At 62.7% G+C, this 20,715-nt stretch carries 21 protein-coding genes and 2 pseudogenes; 20 read left to right on the top strand and 3 right to left on the bottom strand.

All coding sequences use genetic code 11. The annotated features are described in order from the left end of the window. Positions 1–78 precede the first annotated feature (78 nt). Positions 79–714: a DUF1062 domain-containing protein gene (locus AC1DRP_RS18125; RefSeq protein WP_476769171.1), complete on the bottom strand. Its 636-nt coding sequence runs from the start codon at positions 712–714 to the stop codon at positions 79–81. Positions 715–1,606: 892 nt separating this feature from the next. Between AC1DRP_RS18125 and ehuB (AC1DRP_RS18120) the strand changes: the two genes are divergently transcribed. From ehuB (AC1DRP_RS18120) to AC1DRP_RS18105, 4 genes are all read left to right on the top strand, one after another. Then, positions 1,607–2,497, top strand: coding sequence for an ectoine/hydroxyectoine ABC transporter substrate-binding protein EhuB (gene ehuB, locus AC1DRP_RS18120; protein ID WP_441506762.1), 891 nt, complete (start codon positions 1,607–1,609; stop codon positions 2,495–2,497). A 93-nt stretch (positions 2,498–2,590) separates the two neighbouring features. Then, a complete protein-coding gene (locus AC1DRP_RS18115) occupies positions 2,591–3,289 on the top strand; it encodes a GntR family transcriptional regulator (RefSeq protein WP_441506761.1) in 699 nt (232 codons plus the stop codon). Positions 3,290–3,355: 66 nt separating this feature from the next. Beyond that, positions 3,356–4,612 carry a peptidase dimerization domain-containing protein gene (locus tag AC1DRP_RS18110; RefSeq protein ID WP_476769170.1) on the top strand — a complete coding sequence of 419 codons (1,257 nt, stop codon included), beginning with the start codon at positions 3,356–3,358 and terminating at the stop codon, positions 4,610–4,612. 26 nt (positions 4,613–4,638) lie between these two features. Further along, on the top strand, positions 4,639–5,391 hold the full coding sequence (locus AC1DRP_RS18105) for an SDR family oxidoreductase (protein ID WP_476769169.1): 753 nt from the start codon (positions 4,639–4,641) through the stop codon (positions 5,389–5,391). Between the two features lie 8 nt (positions 5,392–5,399). On the opposite strand, the gene AC1DRP_RS18100 is transcribed toward AC1DRP_RS18105, so the two are convergent. Beyond that, entirely contained in the window at positions 5,400–6,068 is a 669-nt protein-coding gene (locus AC1DRP_RS18100) for a GntR family transcriptional regulator (RefSeq protein ID WP_441506758.1), read from the bottom strand. 153 nt (positions 6,069–6,221) lie between these two features. Here AC1DRP_RS18100 and AC1DRP_RS18095 point away from each other — a divergent pair, with 153 nt between their 5' ends. From AC1DRP_RS18095 to AC1DRP_RS18055, 9 genes are all read left to right on the top strand, one after another. Beyond that, positions 6,222–6,599 carry a RidA family protein gene (locus AC1DRP_RS18095; RefSeq protein WP_476769168.1) on the top strand — a complete coding sequence of 126 codons (378 nt, stop codon included), beginning with the start codon at positions 6,222–6,224 and terminating at the stop codon, positions 6,597–6,599. Positions 6,600–6,626: 27 nt separating this feature from the next. Then, positions 6,627–7,529 (top strand): ectoine/hydroxyectoine ABC transporter substrate-binding protein EhuB, encoded by a 903-nt coding sequence (gene ehuB / locus AC1DRP_RS18090; RefSeq protein WP_476769167.1) that lies wholly within the window; start codon positions 6,627–6,629, stop codon positions 7,527–7,529. Positions 7,530–7,556: 27 nt separating this feature from the next. After that, positions 7,557–8,447 (top strand): ectoine/hydroxyectoine ABC transporter substrate-binding protein EhuB, encoded by an 891-nt coding sequence (ehuB, locus tag AC1DRP_RS18085; RefSeq protein ID WP_441491196.1) that lies wholly within the window; start codon positions 7,557–7,559, stop codon positions 8,445–8,447. A 24-nt stretch (positions 8,448–8,471) separates the two neighbouring features. Then, positions 8,472–9,137: an amino acid ABC transporter permease gene (locus tag AC1DRP_RS18080; protein WP_162768001.1), complete on the top strand. Its 666-nt coding sequence runs from the start codon at positions 8,472–8,474 to the stop codon at positions 9,135–9,137. Further along, entirely contained in the window at positions 9,110–9,793 is a 684-nt protein-coding gene (ehuD, locus tag AC1DRP_RS18075; protein WP_476769166.1) for an ectoine/hydroxyectoine ABC transporter permease subunit EhuD, read from the top strand. The genes AC1DRP_RS18080 and ehuD overlap by 28 nt, the downstream gene beginning before the upstream one ends. A 17-nt stretch (positions 9,794–9,810) precedes the next feature. After that, complete coding sequence (ehuA, locus tag AC1DRP_RS18070) at positions 9,811–10,635, top strand: ectoine/hydroxyectoine ABC transporter ATP-binding protein EhuA (RefSeq protein WP_476769165.1); 825 nt, start codon at positions 9,811–9,813, stop codon at positions 10,633–10,635. An 82-nt stretch (positions 10,636–10,717) separates the two neighbouring features. Continuing rightward, on the top strand, positions 10,718–11,716 hold the full coding sequence (gene lhpI / locus AC1DRP_RS18065) for a bifunctional Delta(1)-pyrroline-2-carboxylate/Delta(1)-piperideine-2-carboxylate reductase (protein WP_441506803.1): 999 nt from the start codon (positions 10,718–10,720) through the stop codon (positions 11,714–11,716). A 62-nt stretch (positions 11,717–11,778) separates the two neighbouring features. Further along, complete coding sequence (locus tag AC1DRP_RS18060; RefSeq protein ID WP_476769164.1) at positions 11,779–12,816, top strand: trans-3-hydroxy-L-proline dehydratase; 1,038 nt, start codon at positions 11,779–11,781, stop codon at positions 12,814–12,816. A gap of 114 nt (positions 12,817–12,930) precedes the next feature. Next, complete coding sequence (locus tag AC1DRP_RS18055) at positions 12,931–13,335, top strand: RidA family protein (RefSeq protein ID WP_441506753.1); 405 nt, start codon at positions 12,931–12,933, stop codon at positions 13,333–13,335. A gap of 366 nt (positions 13,336–13,701) precedes the next feature. Here AC1DRP_RS18055 and AC1DRP_RS18050 read toward each other — a convergent pair whose 3' ends face one another. Next, positions 13,702–14,682, bottom strand: a complete 981-nt coding sequence (locus AC1DRP_RS18050) for an alpha/beta hydrolase family protein (RefSeq protein WP_476769163.1) — start codon at positions 14,680–14,682, stop codon at positions 13,702–13,704. 248 nt (positions 14,683–14,930) lie between these two features. Here AC1DRP_RS18050 and AC1DRP_RS18045 point away from each other — a divergent pair. From AC1DRP_RS18045 to AC1DRP_RS18015, 7 genes and pseudogenes are all read left to right on the top strand, one after another. Beyond that, positions 14,931–15,257 (top strand): annotated as a pseudogene (locus AC1DRP_RS18045) (ABC transporter substrate-binding protein); the annotation flags it as partial. Further along, the gene (locus AC1DRP_RS18040) at positions 15,179–16,228 is read left to right on the top strand and encodes an ABC transporter substrate-binding protein (RefSeq protein WP_476769162.1); all 1,050 of its coding nucleotides are present in this window, start codon (positions 15,179–15,181) and stop codon (positions 16,226–16,228) included. The pseudogene AC1DRP_RS18045 and the gene AC1DRP_RS18040, both read left to right, overlap by 79 nt. Positions 16,229–16,273: 45 nt before the next feature. After that, positions 16,274–17,293, top strand: a complete 1,020-nt coding sequence (locus tag AC1DRP_RS18035) for an ABC transporter permease (RefSeq protein WP_441491365.1) — start codon at positions 16,274–16,276, stop codon at positions 17,291–17,293. Next, entirely contained in the window at positions 17,290–18,207 is a 918-nt protein-coding gene (gene nikC / locus AC1DRP_RS18030) for a nickel transporter permease (RefSeq protein ID WP_476769161.1), read from the top strand. Before AC1DRP_RS18035 ends, nikC begins: the two co-directional genes overlap by 4 nt. Before the next feature lie 11 nt (positions 18,208–18,218). Beyond that, entirely contained in the window at positions 18,219–19,088 is an 870-nt protein-coding gene (locus AC1DRP_RS18025; protein ID WP_441506749.1) for an ABC transporter ATP-binding protein, read from the top strand. Next, positions 19,085–19,855 carry an ABC transporter ATP-binding protein gene (locus tag AC1DRP_RS18020; protein ID WP_441491186.1) on the top strand — a complete coding sequence of 257 codons (771 nt, stop codon included), beginning with the start codon at positions 19,085–19,087 and terminating at the stop codon, positions 19,853–19,855. The genes AC1DRP_RS18025 and AC1DRP_RS18020 overlap by 4 nt, the downstream gene beginning before the upstream one ends. A gap of 92 nt (positions 19,856–19,947) precedes the next feature. After that, a pseudogene (locus AC1DRP_RS18015) lies at positions 19,948–20,687 on the top strand (LysR family transcriptional regulator). Positions 20,688–20,715 lie beyond the last annotated feature (28 nt).

The following is a 20,715-nucleotide window of genomic DNA, read 5'->3' as shown; positions in this document are numbered from 1 at the left end:
ATCCAGGAGGCCAGGACGCCCGTTGCGAATGAACCATGACGTCACGTGGGCCTGAGATTTCAGGCCCACGTGACGTCGTTACAGCGGACCGCCCTGCGCCAGGGGTCTCCATGCGTGTTCCCGGTCAGCCTCGGTGGAGAGGTCGATCGTCACCTGCGTACCCGTTCTGATACGCCGCTTCAGGATGTCGGTGCGGTCCGGACTCGTCCGAAGCGCGCCGCCCTCGTGAAGCGTTTGGAGCCGTGCACGCGAGACCCGCAGCTCGGACGCCAGCAGCCGGTCAAGGCGCGTGCTGGTCGGAAGCGTAACCTTCAGGTCGATTTCCAATGTCGTCCAATTCAGGGTGTCGCGCAGGACCTCCTTTTGGATATCAAACTCGGGGAATTCTTCGACGCGCTGCGCCTTGCGCCTCAATGCTTCGAGATTGAAGGTCTCTCTCCGGATCCATTGCGGATCGTTCGCGTGTAGCGCTTCCAGCACGGCAGGATCGATGTCGCGGACATTCTGCCGCTCGAAGATCGGTCGGTTCCATGTCTTATCGCAGCTCAGGCATTTGTAGATCAGCCACGCATCAAGCTTGCGACCGTTGGCGTTGAGCCGGATCTTGYCGCTGGATTGGAAGGCTCTCAAGCCCCCGCATCCGCTGCAGGCAATCCAAGGCTGGGGAGCAGTCTGGGGGATGATGGTCCATCGAACCCGAAATGCATTGCACATGACGTCTTGGTCTTCCGTTCGGAAGTCCACCAAGAGGGTGCATGAGACGACCCTTGCGGGCACGGTGTGGCGATGTTTCGGGCGGCTGAAGAGCTGAGACAGCGGCGCTGCTCATGGCACAAAATAACAATGCCAAACCGGTCTCTTGCCGCCACCCGATGAACATGATCATACGCGGACAGCGCGTTGCTATCCGACAGTACGGGTGAAACTGGATTGAGACCGGTGTTTACTTAGGCAAAGTCGACCTCGGTGCGCCAAAGCTCTTCACCCACAGCGATACCAAATCATCGGTCCGAGATGGAGTCCTCCGGCGCGCCGGGAATCCGAAAGCTGCCAGGTGCGGCTTCCATGCAACTTTGTGGTGCAGAGAGCCGAGATCGCCCTCGCTCGGTCGTCGATACTCGGCCTATCGGCTTGTCACAAGGGCCGGTGGGTCCGGCTTGATGATCGGGATGGCGAAATCCGAGGCACGCCTTCCCTCCAGCTGGCACGGCGCAGGCCGCCCCCGTCCGTCATTGAGCCGAGAGTCCGCGCCCCAGCTAAAGCGGCGGACCTGTCCTCGAGCGCCTTCCAGTTCCGCCCACGGACGGCAATAGCCCGAAGAAGGCCGATTTCACCCGATGCTGACCGGCAGTGCGCCGCAGGTTTGGCACCTCACTGAGAGCTGCGGTCATGGCGCGGGTGATATTCACCGCCCCAACTCCCGGCAAACAGCCCCGCCATGGCCGGTGGCGGCGACCACCGAAGCGCACTGCGTTGACCCTGCAATCAATTGGGCGTAGCAGTAATATGTTACGCCTTACGTCTTAGTGCCACTGCGACGGGAGATCCCGTTAAGGCATGGCGCCTCGCACAGCTTGAAGATTTCTGCCGTCAGGAGATTTCGCACATGCAGATCCGATTTTTGCGACCGCTTTCCCGTGTACTCGGCCTCGCGTTCCTTAGCGGAATCGCCGTCGCCGGCCTGATTAGCCCGTCTTATGCCCAGAACACCCTTGAGCGGATCAAGAGCCAGAAATCGGTCAGGGTCGGCTTCTCAAATTTCGCTCCGACGTCTTTCGTTGGGCCTGGGGGTGAGATCACTGGCTCCTCCCCCGAATTGGCGAAGGCGTTCTTCAAGAGCCTCGGCGTCGAAAAGGTCGAAGGAGTGGTCGGCGAATTCGGCTCACTGATCGGAGGCCTGCAGGCGCAGCGGTTCGACATGATCGCGGTCGCGATGCAAATCCAGCCGCGGCGCTGCGAGCAGATCGCCTTCGGTGACCCGGAGATGCAGTTGCTTCAAGGATTTGTCGTCAAGAAGGGCAACCCACTTGCGCTGAAGAGCTTCAAGGATGTGGCTGACAACAGGAACGCCCGGCTGGGAATGCTGACCGGCGCCGGGCAAATCCGTTTCGCTGACATTGCTGGGGTGACCAGGGATCAGCAGATTCTGTTCCCTGACTTCGACAAGTCGGTTGCAGGGCTGCAAGCAGGCCGCGTCGAGGCGGCGGCCGGTGCCAGCGTTGCACTGAAATACATTCTGTCGAAGATCAACAGCCCGGAGGTCGAGTTTGCCGAACTCTCCCAGCAACCCGTGGATGAAAAGGGCCAGTCGGTGACCGCCTATGCAGGCATGGGCTTCCGGCAAGGCGATACCGAGCTTCTGGGCGCATGGAACGCCTGGCTGCGCGCGGCCCGGCAATCAGGAGAGGCGCTGAGGATCATGGCGCCATTCGGCCTTGGCGAGAATGACATCGCCCCGGTCAGCGTGACCGCGCAGTCGCTCTGCCAGAACCGATAGGGTCGGGCCTGCCATTTCGCGGGAATGGCAGGCGCACATCAAACCTGAGGCCACGGGGATACCTGGGCTCGTCTTCCCGTGAGGTTGATTTCGATGACGCTCACCTATGCCGCTGCCGAAGGCCTGTCTGGGGTCAGCCTTCGACAGCAGGCGATCCAGATTCTTCGCACCCAGATCCTGATTGGCGCGCTTGCGCCCGGCCGCCTCTATTCGATCGGAGAGATTGCCGAACAGCTCAAGGTGTCGCCGACTCCAGTGCGGGAAGCCCTGCTCCATCTCGCCGGCGAGCGCCTGATCGTCATGGTCCGGAATCGAGGCTTTTCGGTTCGCGAGATCGATGACCACGACCTCGATGAACTGGCCGAATGTCGGCATTATCTCGAAGTGCCGGCAATCGTGAGCCTCACGCAGAAATCCAGGCTCGCCGGACGTGCCCTCCTCGTCGACTTGGCGTCGCAGACCGAGAAAGCGGCAGCCGAGGGCGACCTTCTCTCGTTTCTCACCGCTGACCGGCAATTTCACGTGCTCTTGCTCTCAGAGACGGGCAATTCCCGGTTGGTGGAGATGGTTGCGACCCTGAGAGATCAGACACGCCTCCACGGCCTGACGCGCTTGCGAGGCTCGCACGAACTGCTGTCCTCGGCGAAGGAGCACCGCGCGCTGATCGATCTCATCGAGGCTGGCGATGTCCCGGCAGCCCGGGAGCTCATGGGGCGGCACCTTCGGCATACCCGCGGCCTCTGGGCCGGAACAGCCAGCATTCCCGCGGAACAGAGCGTCGATCGCTGTTGACTTACAGTATGTAACCGGTAACATATTACTAAGATCAAAGCCCGTTGGAGGCTTGCAATCTCGGCCATGGAGAGCAGCTTGTCTGAGCAGAATAGACTTAAGGTCGCCGAGGCGGCCAAAGCGTTGCGCGCAGAAGCGCTCGTGATGCTGAAAGACATGACGGCCATTCCGGCCGATGCGACGACGGGGACCGGCTACCCCGAAACAGTTGCCTATCTGAAGAAGCAGCTCGCCACCTTTGCTCCCACCGAAGAGATCGACATTCCACAAAGCTATCTCGATGACCATTGGGGAAGCGATCTGTCGCTTTCACGCGAGTATCTGCCGGTGTACCGCGCTGCTCCGCGCGTGCTTGTCACGGCGATGCTGCCGGGTCGAAGCGACGAGATCGGCATCCATCTGAACAACAACTACGATCTTTACTGGGGACCGCGAAAGGAACGCGCCGGCTCGATCGCCCAAATTCTGGCGCTCAAGGCCGTCGCCAAGAGCGGTGTGAAGCTCGACAAATCGGCTTTCCTCTCTGCCACGCCCGACGCTTATATCGGCGGGGAGACCGGCGCGGGCTATCTGGTGCAGCAGGGCATGGGTCGCAGCCCGGTCGTTCTGGCCAGCAGCCTGGGCGGCCCGGATATCGTCACGGCCGGCTATAAAGGCCACTTCTGGGCGAAGATCACCGCTTTCGGCAAGGCAACGCATGGTTCGCGGCCAACGGAAGGCGTGAATGCCATCGAAGGCATGATGGCGGTACAGGACAGAGTTCGGAAACTCGCTCAGGAATTTACGGCGATCAAGACGCCCCTGGAGATCGTTCCGGCGCATGCCAACACGCCGACGATCGTCATGTGCCGCATCGCGGCCAACCTGGACGTGACGTTCATCCCGGACGAATGCGCACTCTATGTCGATCGGCGCATGAATCCCGAGGAGAAGCTGGACGATGCGATGGCGGMGCTGAGGGAACTCGTCGCTGACGCTTCGCGCGAGACCGGAATGCGAATGGAGGTCTCCTTCCCCCACACTGTTTCGAGTTCGTACACGCCGCCTGAGCATCCCTTGCACAAGGCGCTGAGCGACAACCTGAAGGCCGTCACCGGACGTGAGGCCCGTTCGATCGTCTGGTCGCATTATCTTGGACTTCACTATTTCACGGCGGGCTGGGGCAGCGCGGCCGTCGCATACACCCCCGGCGCCGTCGACCACGGCAAGGTCGTGATCGAGGCGGGCGATCCCACGGTCTCGGATGACGAGCTGATGGCCGCGATCGAAGTGATCGCGCTGACGATCTACGATTTGACCACATCCGGCGCTGTCGACGCCTGACATCGATATCGGCCAAGGAGGCGGATATGCCATCTCTTCAGAAGGTAGCGCTCGTTACGGGCGCCGGATCCGGCATCGGCCGCGCCACGGCGGTAGCGTTTCTCAAGAGCGGCTATCACGTGGTGCTGACTGGCCGCAGGCTCGATGCCTTGCAGGAAACGGCCGATCTCGGCGGGTCGCCCGGGAACGCCTTGTGCGTCTCGTGCGACGTCACGCGGCCTGAGGCCGTGAGGGATCTGTTCGCTCAATGCAAACAGCGCTTTGGCCGGCTTGATGTGCTCTTCAACAATGCTGGCGTCACCCGCGGAGGATCGATCRAGGATATCGCCTACGAGGATTGGATGACGACGGTCTCGACCAATCTCACCGGCCCGTTCCTCTGCACCCAGGAAGCGTTCAGGCTGATGAAGAGCCAGACGCCTCAGGGTGGCCGGATCATCAACAACGGCTCGCTGTCCGCGCATGTTCCGCGGCCAGCCTCGGCTCCCTACAGCGCCACAAAACACGCGATAAGCGGCTTGACCAAGACGACCGCGCTGGACGGCCGCCCGTACAACATCGCCTGCGGTCAGATCGACGTCGGCAACGCGTTGACCGAGATCGCGCGTGATATGATCGAGCGCTCCAAGGCAGCAGGCACCTACGCCCAGGCCGAGCCTGTCATGGATGTCGAGCACGTTGCCCAGTCAGTGCTCCACATGGCGAACCTGCCGCTTGAGGCCAATATCCTGTCGATGACGGTCATGGCGACCAAAATGCCATTCGTGGGTCGGGGATAGGAGGAGCCTCAGCCGGCCTCGGACCAACGAGTCTTCGTGGATTCGACGTGGTTGGTGATGATCTTGTGGAGCAGCGCCTCATCCCTCACCAGGGCAGCATCGACGAGCGCGATATGTTCCTTCGATGCCGCCACGATCTCGCGACTTCCCAATCTGGCCCGCAATCCCCTCAGCCGAGCGCGATCGCGATAGTTCATGATGAGCTCGGTGAGATGCGGCATGGCCAACGGGGCCAGGAAGGCCTGGTGGAAGCGGCGGTCGCCTTCGACATAGCTGACCAGGTCGTTCGACTGCGCGGCCTGAACAGTGGCCTCGGCGATCGCCCGGGTTTCTTGCGCGTGCTCCTCCCCCATCTTCAGTCCGGCCTCGACCGTGGAGGGAACCTCGAGCAGGAGCCGGATCTTGTGGAGCTCCTCGAGCTCTTCCGGTGTGGTCGCAGGAACGGAGAATCCGCGGTTCTTGTGGATGACGAGGAGATCCTTGCTCGCCAGATCCAGGACCGCTTCGCGAATGGGCGTCGGAGATACATCGATACCTGCCGCCAGTTGTGCGACCGAATAGATCTCTTCGGGAACGAACTCGCCCGACATGATCTGGGCCAGCAAAAGCTGCCGGACGCGTTCACGCAGGCTGACCGTCTGCGGAATTGAGAATTGGCTTAGACGTAGCTGGGACATCGACAGTCGCCCTTGTGACGGCACGACGCTTGTAGAGACGGAGCTCCGGCGGGTCGAGAAAAATGTTGACGGCTACAGGTAATATGTTACACCTCAGCTGCATCGGACGTGATGTCTGACGCTCTCTTGCTCTCCTTACAAAGGCTTAGGCACATGCGTGAAGCAATCACCCTGCCAGGGCAGCACGCCAAGTATTATTCCGATATCGTGAAGGCGAAGGGGACGCTCGTGTTCCTCGCCGGGCAGGTCGGCTGGGACGAGAAAGGCACGTGGGCGCCTGATTTCGCGAGCCAGCTGGAACTTTCCCTCGAGAATATGAAGACCGCTCTGCATGCGGCAGGCGCGACGATCGACGATGTCGTCAAAGTCAACGCCTATCTCGTCGACGTTCGGTACGGCGACGAATTCAACGAGGTCTACGCGCGTTATTTCAAGACCGACCGGCCGGTACGGACCCGTGTCCAGGCGGCGATGCTTGCGCGCGATTGCCTGGTCGAAATCGACGTCATCGCGGTGATCGACGACGCTTGAACGCGATCCATCAGAGGGGCAACGGCAATGGGATTGAAAAACTCGGATCATCTCTCGCGGCGCCTGCTCCTTTGCGGCGCGCTGGCGAGCTGGGCGGTGGTGGGAGCGTCAGCAGCGCTGTCTCAGCCGCAGGACGACAGCCTGGCGCGCATCAAGTCTCAGGGCAAAGTCCGGATTGGCTTCGCCAATATCAATCCCTACGGCTACGTGATGCCCGATGGACGGGTCACCGGGCAGGCTCCCGAACTCATCCGCGCCTTCTTCGCGGATATGGGCGTGTCCTCCCTTGAGCCCGTCGTGACGGATTTCGGTTCGCTGATCGGAGGGCTTGTAGCCAAACGCTTCGATATCGTCGCAACGGGCATGCTGATCCAGCCCGAGCGCTGCAAGATCGTGTCCTTTGGCGACCCCGAATATCAGATCAACCGGGCCTTCGCGGTCAAGAAGGGCAACCCCAAGGGCGTGACGAGCTTCGTCAGCCTGGCAAGGCACGCCGACGCGAAGATCGGCTTGTTGACGGGCGCCGGCGAGATCCGCTTTTCGGAGCTGGCCGGCATCCCCCAGGAACGCCGCCTCCTCTTCCCCGATCTTTCAGCGGCAATCGCGGGTCTTCAGGCCGGCCGGGTTGATGCCGTGGTGGCGTCGACCGTTACGATCCGCGGAGCGCTTTCGCGGGCGAATGATCCGCGCCTGGATTTCGCCGCCCTGTCCGAGCAACCCCGCGACGAATCCGGCAATGAATCGATCGGATACGGCGGCATGGCCTTTCGCAAGGACGACATTTCACTCCGTGAGGCCTGGAATACCTGGCTCGCCAAGGGCCTGAAGAGCGGCCGCGTCACGTCGATCATCGAGCCGTTCGGCTTCGGGCCGGAGACGTTGCCGAAGGAAGGCACCACTGCCGAATACGCCTGCGCGGAACGCAAATAACCGCTCGCCAAGACAAGGGGGAATACCATGAAGATCACGTCCCGGACGGCCCGTGTCGCGAATGCGCTCGCAAGCGCCCTGATCGTCAGCGCTGCGCTGTCGTTCCCGACGATTGCCCATGCCGACAGCCTGTCTTCGATCAAGAGCGAAGGCTATGCGCGGGTCGGCTTCTCGAATTTCACCCCGTGGGGCTATGTCGACGACAAGGGAGAGCTTTCAGGGGTCGAGCCGACGCTCGTCCGAGCGTTTCTCAAGTCGATCGGCGTAGACAAGATGGACGGCGTAGTCACGCAGTTCGTCTCGATCATCCCCGCACTAGATGCCAAGCGACTGGATTTCATCGGCGCCGGCATGCAAATCCGGCCCGGTCGCTGCCAGCAGATCGCTTTCGGCGAGCCGGAATGGGTCAGCACGCAGGGTTTCGTTACAAAGGCCGGCAATCCGTCCAAACTGACAAGCTTGGATGATGTGAAGAGCAATGCCGCCACCCGTCTTGCTGTTGTCGCCGGTGGCACCGAGCGGGAGTACGCCAGGATCAACGGCATCCCTGATGCTCAGGTCGTCATCTTCCCAGATCTGCCCACCGCGGCGTCTGGCATCAAGGCGGGCCGGGTCGACGCCATGATGCAGACCTCGATCACCATCCGCGGCTTGCTGGCGGGCGACAAGCATCCTGAACTCGCCTATGTCGCAATGTCGAAGCCGCCCCTCGACAAGGATGGCAATCCGGTCATCGGATATGGGGCAGTTGGTTTCCGCAAATCGGATCCGGAGCTTCTCGCCGCCTGGAATGCCTGGCTCAAAGGAGCCAAGCAGTCGGGTGAAATTGTGCGACTGCTGGAGCCGTTCGGCTTCACGGCGGCAGATATCGCACCTGACACGATCAAGACGGCAGATCTCTGCGCCGCAAAGAACTGACCGTCGCATGCTCCAGGATGAATCGTGAACCTCCTGCTTGAAATCAGTCCGGTGTTGCTGCGGGGAGCATACACAACCGTGTTGCTCACGTTGGTATCTGGGACCTGCGCGCTCCTGGTGGGCTTCGCGGTTGGGCTCGCTCGCCTGGCCCGGACCCGGTGGCTGTCCATTCCGCTGGCGATCTACATCGAGGTATTTCGCAACACGTCCTCGCTGGTCCAAATCTTCTACTTCTTCTTCGTGCTCCCTCTCATTGGGATTCGGCTCGAGGCATTCACGACAGGATGCCTCGTGCTGGCACTGAATTTCGGGGCTTATATTTCCGAGGTTGTGCGCTCAGCCATTCTTTCGATTGACCGCGGACAGCACGACGCCACCATCGCCCTGAATATGCCCACCAGCCTGAGCTACCGGCGGATCATCATCCCCCAGGCCATTCCGGTCATGCTTCCTGCCTTTGGGAATTACGCACTGGAATTGTTGAAGGCCACCTCGCTGGTTTCGCTCATAACAATCACGGAGCTGACGTTTTCCGGGGCTCAACTTGTCCAGTATTACGGGCACCCCACCCTCATCTACATGTCGATCTTCGTGATCTACCTGCTTCTGGCCTTGCCTCTAGTTGCTCTCAACAAGGCTCTTGAGCGGCACTCCGGAGGTCAGTGGAAGCCAAAGGTGCCGACGACATGAATTTCAGCCCTCAAATCACGGCGGAACTCCTCCCGGCACTGCTCAGAGGGACTGTCGTCACTCTTTACGCTACGGCCGCTGGCATGGCTGTCGCATTGGCCGTCGGGCTCTTGATCGCCGTCGCCCGCCGTGGCGGCAATCCTGTCGCCGTCCTGATCATCGACAGCTTCGTCACCGTCGTCCGCAGCACGCCTCTCCTGATTCAGCTGTATCTGCTTTTCTATGTGCTTCCACTTTACGGGCCGTCGTTCAGCCCCTTGTTTACGGGCATCCTGGGCCTGGGGTTGCATTACAGCAGCTACATCTCCGAGGTCTTCAGGGCTGGCATCGATGCTGTCCCCCGCGGGCAGTGGGAAGCCTGCATCGCCCTTCAATTCTCGCGTGTAAAAACCTGGACGAGAATAATCCTACCGCAGGCTTTTCGCATCGTCCTGCCGCAAATCGGCAACTACCTCATCTCAATGTATAAGCATGCGTCCCTTCTCGCCACGATCACAGTGGTCGAGCTTCTCGGAGCGGCATTGAACTTTGCCGGTGAAACGTTCCGATACTTCGAAGCCTTCACGCTTGTCGGCATCATATACTTCGTGATCGGCTTCGCATTTTCACGTCTTGTCCGTTACCTGGAGCAGAGAACGACTTACGGCCGGGCCTGAGTGCAAAGGTCGTTTGTATGCTTCCTGCTCCTTATCGAGTGCTGAGAATGGACCATCAGAGCGCAACTGCCTCCCAAACGCCGCTGGCGGCTGAATTCGTGAATGTCTCGAAGTCGTTCGGTGCATTCACGATCATCGACGATCTGAACCTGCAGATCAGGCCGTCAGAGCGCGTCTCGCTGATCGGCCCGAGCGGCTCCGGGAAAACCACGATCCTGCGTCTTCTGATGACCTTGGAGCGACCCAACGAGGGTGAGATCAAGGTGTTTGGAGACATCCTTTCGGCCGGCGGCGAAGGATCTGCGAAAGCTCGACCGGATCGGGAATTCAGAGCGATCCGCGGCAAGATCGRCATGGTGTTCCAGCAGTTCAACCTGTTCCCGCACATGACCGCGCTCGAAAACGTCATGGAAGCGCCGGTGCAGGTGCTCGGAATGCAACGCCAGGAGGCCCGAGACCTTGCCGAGAGTCTCTTGAAACGGGTCGGCCTGGCCGAAAAAGGCGCCTCCTATCCATCGCAACTGTCAGGTGGCCAGCAGCAGCGCGTCGCGATCGCGCGGGCCTTGGCCATGAAGCCCCAGATCATGTTGTTCGACGAGATCACGTCTGCGCTTGATCCCGAGGTCATCGGTGAGGTCCTCGAGGTTGTCCATAATCTCGCCCACGAGACCAAGATGGCGATGTTGGTTGTGACGCATGAAATGGGCTTCGCCCGTGACATTGCTGATCGCGTGATCTTCATGGAACGAGGAAAGATCGTCGAAGACGGCTCTCCGGGCGAGATCTTCAACGCTCCAAGAAACGACAGAACCAAGGCGTTTCTGAACGCAATCAAGCGATAGCCGACAAAGACATCACAGCAAAACCGGCCTGATTGGACTCATGCAGTCGGGCGACGGCCGTGCATTGCCGCGAGCAAGGGAGATCACAATGTCCTCACCTACGATAATCGGAGCCCCCGAGACCGCTTCGGCTCTCGCCTACCGTCCTCTCATAGATGCATTGGCAACCGGTTTTGCGGCGGGATGTCAGGCGCCGCTGCGCCATCACCACGCGATCGATCGGGCCGGGCAGCCGCAAGCCACGCTGCTCCTGATGCCGGCGTGGAGCCATGATGGCGACGCAGACAGCCTTCTCGGCGTCAAGATCGTGACCGTATACCCCGGCAACGCCGCGAAGGGACTGCCGGGACTCGCCTCGACCTATGTGCTCTATGATGGCTCGACGGGCCAGCAACTGGCGATCATTGACGGGAACACCATTACAGCCCGCCGAACCGTCGCGACAGCGGCGCTGGGCGCCCGGTTCCTGTCGCGTGAGAACGCACGAAGCCTCCTGCTGCTCGGCTCCGGTCGGGTTGCCAGCCTCGTCCCCGAAGCGATGCGAGCCGTTCGACCGATCGACAAGGTCGCGGTCTGGGACATCGATGGCGTCGGCGCGCGCCGTCTGGCAGCCAACCTCACCGCCAATGGTTTTCAAGCAACCGTCGTCGACAATCTCGAGCATGCGGTCGGCGAGGCCGACATTATTTCGGCAGCGACGTTGTCGACGCACCCTCTCCTTCGCGGTGATTGGGTTCGCCCGGGTACGCATGTGGATCTGATCGGCAGCTTCACGCCGACAATGCGTGAAGCGGACGATCGCCTGATGGCGGCTGCGATGATCTATGTCGATACAAGCGACGCGCTGCACGAGTCCGGCGATCTCATTCAGCCGATTGATGCGGGGGTCATCACCGCTTCCGACGTGCGGGCAACACTGACGGAACTGTGCAGGGGCTCCGCTTTCGGGCGCCAATCCGCCGAGCAGACGACCGTGTTCAAGGCCGTCGGATCGTCATTGGCCGATCTTGTCGCGGCCCGCCTTGTCTACCGTACCTTGAAGGCTCCCGAGCAGCAGATGCGCCTGAACACCGCCTCCTAATGGGTCGCGCGGCCCCATCGGGGCGACCYGGTGAGAAACCCTGTGATCTTCCGAGGAATCCCATGCAAAGCAACCGCGTTATTCATGTTGTCAGTTGTCATGCCGAGGGCGAGGTCGGCGACGTCATCGTGGGCGGCGTTCTGCCGCCGCCGGGCGAGACGATCTGGGAGCAGGCGCAGTTCATCGCCCGCGATCAGGGATTGYGGAACTTTGTGCTCAACGAGCCTCGAGGCGGCGTATTCCGCCATGTCAATCTCCTGGTGCCCCCCAAGGACCCCAGAGCCCATACCGGCTGGATCATCATGGAACCCGGCGATACCCCACCGATGTCCGGCTCAAACTCGATCTGCGTTTCGACCGTCCTGCTCAACAGCGGCATCGTCCCGATGCAGGAACCAATCACACGCCTCATCCTTGAACCTCCGGGAGGGCTGATCGAAGTCGAGGCCGAATGCAGGGACGGCAAGGCCGAGCGCATCCGGGTCCGGAACCATCCCTCCTTCGTGGACAAGCTCGATGCGCAACTCGAGATCCCTGGCATCGGCACGATGGCGGTCGACATTGCCTGGGGCGGCGACAGCTTCGTCATCATCGATGCGCCGTCGCTCGGGCTCGCAATCCGGCCGGACCAAGCCCGTGACATTGCCGAGATTGGCGTACGCGTCACGAATGCAGCCAACGAACAGCTGGGTTTCTCTCATCCGACCAACGGCTGGGACCATATCTCCTTTTGCCAGATGACCGAGCCGGTGACACGAAGGGACGGCGTCATGCACGGCACAAGCGCCGTGGCGATCCAGCCGGGCAAGATTGATCGATCGCCGTGCGGAACGGGGTGTTCGGCGCGGATGGCGGTCCTTAACGCACGCGGCGAATTGGCTGTTGGCGAACGGTTTGTCGGGCGGTCGATTGTCGATACCGAGTTCGATTGCCTGCTGGAATCGGAAGCGGGCCTGGGCGGCAAGCGAGCGATTGTCCCGGTGATTTCGGGCCGTGCCTGGATCACCGGCATCCATCAGCACATGCTCGACCCCACGGACCCATTCCCGGCCGGCTATCGGCTGTCCGATACCTGGCCAATGCAAAAACTGCAGAGATAGCGGAGCGAGCTCTTGCCCGGGGCTTTCTTGAATCCAATCGTAAAGCATTACGCGTAGCACCTTAGTTGCCCGCAAATGGGCATTCCGCGAACCTATGAACAGAGGATACCGAACATGCGCGAGTCGATTACCCTGCCCGGCCATCCCGAAAAATGGCCCTGCTTCTCCGATGTCGTGAAGGCGAAGGGGACACTGGTCTTCCTGGCGGGCCAGGTCGGCTGGGACGACCATGGCGTTTGGGCCGAAGGCTTTGAGAAACAGGCCGAACTTGCGCTCCAGAACATGGAGAGGGCTCTGGCAGCGGCCGGCGCCACGATCGACGACGTCGTCAAGGTCGTCGTCTTTGTGGCCGATGCCCGGAACGGCGACGCGGACTATCGCACCGGCAACAATTTCAACGAGATCTACTCCCGGTTCTTCAAGCGCAACTTTCCGGTTCGCACGCGGGTGCAGACCGGCATGCTCGCGAGAGATTGCCTCGTGGAGATCGATGTCATCGCTGTCATCAGCGACGATTGAACGATGGGCGGCCGATCCAACGCCGCCCACAAGCGTGCGAAAGGGAAGGCAGAGGTCTCCCCTTTCGCCCCAGTTTTGCTTGGACGGCCTTTGCCAAACATGGGCAATAGCGACTAGGCCCTGCTTGCTTCGCCTTGTGGCAGCGAGACTTCCCGACAGTTGGAAAGGGGAAGTCGCGAGAGGCGAAAACTGCGCGAAGCCTGTGTGCCAGACGCGAGACCCCGGACGTGGAAGCCTTGGTGCGGCCCCCTCTGTCCAGCCATGAGGCGTGTGGCCACCTTCATGTGTCCAGCCGGGACGTGGCTGCCCATTCCAGCCTCCTGGACGGGCCAGATACCCGTTGCGGCCGGCGCCCCAAGCGTCGCATCAAGGCCTTGCGCTCGCCCCCCAGATGCGATCGAGGAACCGGTCGGCATAGGGCTGCCAGAGTGCGCGGCCCTCCGGCGTCGGGAACAGCCTGTGCCCGTCTTCGCCGAATGCGTCCAGGAGATGATATTCGGCATCGCCGCCGGCGGAGCGATAGGCCCCTGCCATGCGGGCGGTCAGGGCGCTGTCGAAGAAGCGGTCGTTCCGGGCATAGATCCACAGGGTCGGGATCTTCGATGAACGGCCGAAGGTCGCCGCCGCGTCGACAAGGCTGTCCGRCGCGCAATTGTTGTTCGGCCGGCCGCCGGCATAGCCACCGCGGCCACCGGCGAAATTGATGACGGCGCGCACGCTCTCGGGGCCGCGGCTCGCTGCGGCCAGCGAGCCCCAGCCCCCGGCCGATTGGCCCACGAGCAGGATACGGTCGGCCCGGATCGTGGGAAGGGTCGCGAAATAGCGCGCGACATTCTGGATATCATCCGCAGTCGCCAGCCCGCCGCGAACGTAGTCCGGCTGGCTGCACGGTCCGTAGGCCTCGGCCCATTCGCCTCCGCGCGGGCCATATCCGCGACGCAGCGGCAACACGACCATGAAGCCACGCGAGACCAGCCACTCCGCCCCTGCCCGGTATTCGGGCGGCGCCATGGTCTTGCGCGCAGCCGCATTCGCGGGCGAGCCGTGGCTGACGACCGCGAGCGGGAACGGGCCGGGCCCGACCGGACTGAACACGCGCGCCGGCAGCAGGATCTCGGCCCCCTGCGCATCCCGGCCCACCGGGACGAACCAGGCCTGCTCGCCGGGGCGCTCCCGATCGACGGGCAACCGGCCCGGCCGGGGATGCTCGACCGCCTCCCAGGGGTTTGACGGCTGCGCCTGAGCCGGAGGGGCAAGCCCCAGCGCCAGGGTCGACGCCGCAACGGCACATTTCAACGGCAGCATCCAATCCCCGACAGAGGCGACGCTCGATGCAAACAGAGACATATTCGCGTTCCATCCCTAGATAATTTTCCAAACTGAAGTATCTTGCAGTATGAGAGTCAAGCGAGATCGCAAATATGCGGGGCGTATCGAATACTTATTGCAATGTATTCGAAAATGTATTGAGTCTATGCAATTAACTCATAACTGTTATCTTGATACCGCTCGTCTTTTCAAACATCCTGCCCTCAAGAATATCGTGATCGAGGCGGCCCTTCCGCTGATGTCGATCCGCATGGGGAGCGTTCGCTATGTTACGCAGATTGACCCGAGCCGCTCTCGCGGGCTCGTTCCTGCTCGGCCTTGCCGTGGCTCCGGGACAGGCCGCGACGCCCAAGGACGTATTCGTCATGGCGAGCGACCTCACCACCTTCATCACGTTCGATCCGGCTGCAGCCAACGAGTCGTTTCCCAACGAATTGTTGCGGCAGATGTGCACGCCGCTGCTCTCGCTGGATCACAAGGATCCTTCGAAAGTCGTCGCCGGCATCGCCGAGACATGGTCGAGCTCCCCGGACGGGAAGACCTGGACGTTCGCGCTGCGGCGCGGCATGGTTTTCCCGTCTGGCAATCCGGTCACCTCGTCGGGCATCGCCTGGGCCATGCGCCGGTCGATCAAGCTCAACCTGGTCAGCGCGAGCCTGATGCGCGACTGGGGGCTCACCTCGCCGGACCAGAACCGGGCGCGCAGAGGCTCCTGCTCGAGAAGAATGACATCGACTACGCCAAATCGGTCGAAGCCTCGTCGCTGGCGGCCATGGTGGCCAATCCGGAATTGCGCTTTCAGTTTCAGCCGCGCCTCGACAGCGTCTATCTCGCGCTGAACCAGAAGGACCCGATCCTCAGCAACCCGAAGGTCATCGAGGCCTTTCGCTACCTGATCGATTATCAGGGGCTGAAGGAGACCGTGCAGAAGGGGCGCGCCGAAATCCGCCAGAGCTTCGTGCCGGCCGGCGTGTTCGGGGCGCTGCCGAAGGGCGAGGACCCCTATCGGCTGGACATCGCCAAGGCAAAGGCCCTCCTCACCGAGGCAGGCTATGGCGACGGCTTCAAGAAGACCGTCCTGACGATGACGAACTACCCGTTTCCGGATCTTGCGCAGAACTTCCAGCAGAATGCCGCGAAGGTCGGCGTGACGCTGGATATTCGCACCATGGCGACGGCGCAGCTCTACACCTTGATGCGCAGCCGCGACTTCCAGATGCTGATGGMKGTCTATGATTACGATTATCCCGATGCCAACGATATGGCGCTGCGGATGGCGTATAACCCCGACAACAGCGATGCCGCGAAGGCGACGAATTTCCTGGCCTGGCGTGCCGCATGGGCGCCCGACGCCTGGTTCAAGCAGCAGGTCGAGGCCGCGCAGGTGGAGCGCGACCCCGCCAAGCGCACCGCGCTCTATGCCGAGCTGCAGCGCCGCCACATGCGCGAGGCGCCGATCATCGGCATCTTCCAGCGGCTGGGCGCGATGGCCCTGCACAAGCGGGTCAAGCGCTTCGAATATAACGGCTCGGAGTTCTTTTACGACACGATCGAGAAGGAGTGAGGCGTGAGCTCCCTGACCGATCTCGCGCCGCGCCGAAACGCCCGCCTGCGCCTGCCGCGCTGGGCAGCGCCGGCCCTGCGCGGCGGGCTCTCCGTCGCGCTCACCCTGCTTGGCCTGCTGGCCCTGACCTTCTTCATCGGGCGCGTGCTGCCCTTCGACCCGATCGCCGCGGTTGTCGGCGAGAAGGCCGATGCCAGCGTCTACGAGAACGTTCGCATCAAGCTCGGGCTCGACCAGCCGCTCTACATCCAGTTCGTCATGTTCCTGCGCGACATGCTGAGCGGCAATTTCGGGCGGGCGATCTTCACCGGCAATCCCGTCGCCGACGATCTCAGACATGTCATTCCCGCGACGGTCGAGCTTGCCACCGTCGCCATCGTGATCGGCAGCGGGCTCGGCATCCCCTTCGGCGTCGCCGCTGCGGTCTATCGGGGAAAACCGATCGACCACGCCGTGCGGCTCCTGTCGCTGATCGGCCATTCCGTCCCGATCTTCTGGCTCGGCCTGATGGGGCTGATCGTCTTCTATGCCTGGCTCGGCTGGGTCGGCGGCTCCGGCCGGGTGGATATCTTCTATCTCGACGCCGTGCCGAAGCGGACGGGGCTGCTGCTCGTCGATTCAGCACTGGCGGGCGACTGGGACGTGTTCGTCAGCGCCGCGCGGCACATCATCCTGCCGGCTCTCCTGCTCGGCTATTCCTCGATGGCCTATATCAGCCGCATGACCCGGAGCTTCATGCTCGATCAGCTGAGCCAGGAATACATCACCACGGCGCGGGTCAAAGGGCTCTCGCGGCGGCGCGTGGTCTGGGGTCATGCCTTCCGCAACGTGCTGGTCCAGCTCGCCACGGTCATTGCGATTTCCTATGGCGGGCTGCTCGAAGGAGCGGTGCTCACCGAAACGGTCTTCGCCTGGCCCGGCTTCGGTCAGTACCTGACGACCGCCCTGATGATCGGCGACATGAACGCCGTTCTCGCCTGCACATTGATCGTGGGTCTGGTCTTCATCTGCCTGAACCTGATCACCGATCTCCTTTACCGCTTCCTGGATCCGCGCACCCGATGACGGCTCATTCCTTCGAGCGCAACGCTTCGTTGCGATCCTGGCTTCTCGCCGAGGCACCGCAATCGGGCTTCCAGGCCTGGATGCAGAGCTTCTACCTCGCCTGGCTGCGCCTGGCCGCGAACCCCCTCGCCGTCATCGGCGTGGTCGTCCTGCTGGTGATCGGGCTGGTCGCGCTGATGGCGCCGTGGATCGCCACCCACTCGCCCTTCGACCAGGTCCTGGCCGAACGGCTTCAGCGCCCGAGCGCCGCGCATTGGCTCGGAACGGACGAGCTCGGCCGGGATGTCTTCAGCCGCATCGTCTATGGCGCCCGGACCACGCTCTACATCGTCGGCCTCGTTGCGGTGATCGTCGGGCCGATCGGCCTGTGCATCGGCGCGACGGCCGGTTATCTCGGAGGCTGGGTCGAAGCGCTGCTGATGCGGATCACCGACATCTTCCTGTCCTTCCCGAGCCTGATCCTGGCGTTGGCCTTCGTCTCCGCCCTGGGCCCGAGCCTGGACAATGCGATCATCGCCATCGCGCTGTCCTCCTGGCCGGGGATCGCCCGTCTCGCCAGGGCGGAAACCCTGACGATCCGCTCCAGCGACTATGTCGATGCCGTCCGCGTCATGGGGGCCTCGACACCGCGGATCATCTTCAAGCACGTCATGCCGATGTGCCTGCCCTCGGTCGTCGTGCGGGTGACGCTGAGCATGGCCAGCGTCGCGTTGACCGCGGCCGGCCTCGGCTTCCTCGGCCTGGGCGCCCAGCCTCCGACGCCGGAATGGGGCGCCATGCTCTCGACGGCGAGACAATACCTGCTTGAGCACTGGTATCTCGCCGCCATGCCCGGCCTGGCCATCCTGACCGTCAGCCTCGCCTTCAACCTGWTCGGAGACGGGTTGCGCGACATGCTGAACCCGCGCTCGTGAGGGAGAGGACGATGTCCGGGACCCAAAAGAGCCCCATCCTCACGGTCGAGGACCTGCGCGTCGGCTTTCCCGGCCCGCGCGGCCTGGTGGAAGCCGTGCGCGGCATCAGCTTCGAGGTCGGCCGGAACAAGGTCGGCATCGTCGGCGAGTCCGGCTCCGGCAAGTCGATGACCGGGCGGGCGATCCTCAACCTGTTGCCGTCGGGAGCGACCTCCACCGTCAAGTCGATGAAACTGGGCGAGACCGAGCTCGCAGGCCTGAGCGAAAACGAGATGCTCGGGATTCGCGGCAAGCGCGTCTCGATGATCCTGCAGGACCCGAAATACTCGCTCAACCCAGTCATGCGGGTGGGGCATCAGATCGCCGAAGCCTTTCGCGTGCATCATCGCGCCTCCCGCGCCGAAGCGAACGAGCGGGCCCTGGAGATGCTGGCGGCGGTCCGCATCCGCGATCCCAAGCGCGTCTTCGCGCTCTACCCGCACGAGGTCTCGGGCGGGATGGGGCAGCGCATCATGATCGCCATGATGCTCATTCCCGAGCCCGAGCTGATCATCGCGGATGAGCCGACCTCGGCGCTCGACGTCACCGTCCGGCTCCAGGTCCTGGCCATTCTCGACGAGCTCGTCACCACCCGCGGCATCGGCCTGATGTTCATCAGCCATGACCTCAACCTGGTCTCGACCTTCTGCGACGAGGTCTTGATCATGTATGCCGGGCGCATCGTGGAGCGATGCCCCGCCGCGGACCTTCACCAGGCGAAACATCCCTATACGCGCGGGCTGCTGGCCTCACTGCCCCGGCTCGAGGACGGCCATAAGCGCCTGCGGGTGCTGGAGCGCGACCCGTCCTGGCGCAACGAACCCATTCCGGCGGAAGCATGATCGAAGTCAGCCATTTGCGCGTCGCCTTCGGCGCGGGTGAAAACCAGTCCGTCGCCGTCGACGACGTCTCCTTCTCGATTCCCGAAGCGACCGTCTACGGGCTCGTGGGCGAGTCCGGCTGCGGCAAGACGACGATCCTGCGGTGCCTTGCCGGCCTCAACCGGCAATGGTCGGGGACCATCAGGATCGCCGGCAAGACCGTGGGACCGGTGCGCGATCTCGCGTTCTACCGGATGGCCCAGATGGTGTTCCAGGATCCCTATGGCTCCCTGCACCCACGGCACACCGTCAACACCATTCTCTCGGAGCCGCTGGTGGTGCACGGCATCGCCGGCATCGGCCCGCGCGTCTCCCGCGTGCTTGCCCAGGTCGGTCTTGGCGAGAGCTACCGCTACCGCTACCCGCACCAGCTCTCCGGCGGCCAGCGCCAGCGCGTGGCGATCGCGCGGGCTCTCATCCTCGAGCCCCGCATCCTGTTTCTCGACGAACCGACCTCGGCTCTCGACGTCTCCGTCCAGGCCGAGGTTCTCAACCTGCTCCGCGACATCCAGGTCGAACAGGGCCTCACCTGCGTCCTCGTCAGCCACGACCTGCCCGTCGTCGCCAATCTGTGCAACCGGCTCGCCGTGATGAACCAGGGCAAGCTGATCGAGGAGCTCGGCGTCGCCGACCTGATGTCGGCGCGCGCCCATAGCGGCTACACGCAGAGGCTCATCGCAGCCAGTGCCGGCTATGATCGTGCGCTGGTCGGCCTCGATGCGGACTAGCCCGGCCGTGGGGCGGACGGAGGTGGATGTCGACGCGGCATCGCCCTGGACGCGGCCGGGCGCTGCGACCCTGTCGCGTTAGGGAGGACGCCATGGAGGTCAAATGGTTGGAGGATTTCCTCAGCCTTGCGAGCACGGCAAGCTTCTCCCGTTCCGCTGCCGAACGCCATGTCACCCAGTCCGCCTTCAGCCGCCGCATCAGGCAACTCGAGGATTGGGTCGGCTTGCCCCTCGTCGATCGGGCCTCCTATCCGGTCCGGCTGACCTCGGCCGGCGAGAATTTCCGCGGGACCGCGCAGGAGCTGTTGCAGGACCTGTAAGCGATTTTCTGTTGATCTACTCGCATAGCGCGGTGCCGGTCTTCATCGGCGACACCGACATCATCCATATGCGATTGGGCGACGAGCGCGTCGTCCCCGTTTCAGCCCCTGATGCCAGCGGTCGCCCGCTTCACCGGATCGAGCCGGGAGCGACCCCGGCGCGGCACCTCGCCTATGGCGCCGGATCGTTCTTCCATCACGTGCTGGCGGATCTCTTCGCGAGACGAGCGCTCGAACGCATCACGATCCACGAGAACACGATGTCCGAGGGCCTGAAGGCGATGGCTCTGGCCGGTTGGGGGCTGGCCTGGATACCGGAGAGCATCGTGCGGCTCGATCTTGCCAGCGGGCAACTCGTGCGCGCCGCCGATGCCAGCTGGGACCTGACGGTCGATATCCGGCTCTACCGATCCCTGTCGAATTCCCGTCCGGTCGTTGAGCAATTCTGGCGCACCGTCAGCGAGGGCGAGCAGGACGCGGTCAGTGCAAAGCCGCAGCTCGTCCGCTGCTGACGGGCATGGGCAGTCGCTTGCCCATGCC

It is taken from the genome of Allobosea sp. 01N443, from assembly GCF_056399325.1.
This window is presented reverse-complemented; position numbering and strand designations above follow the sequence as displayed.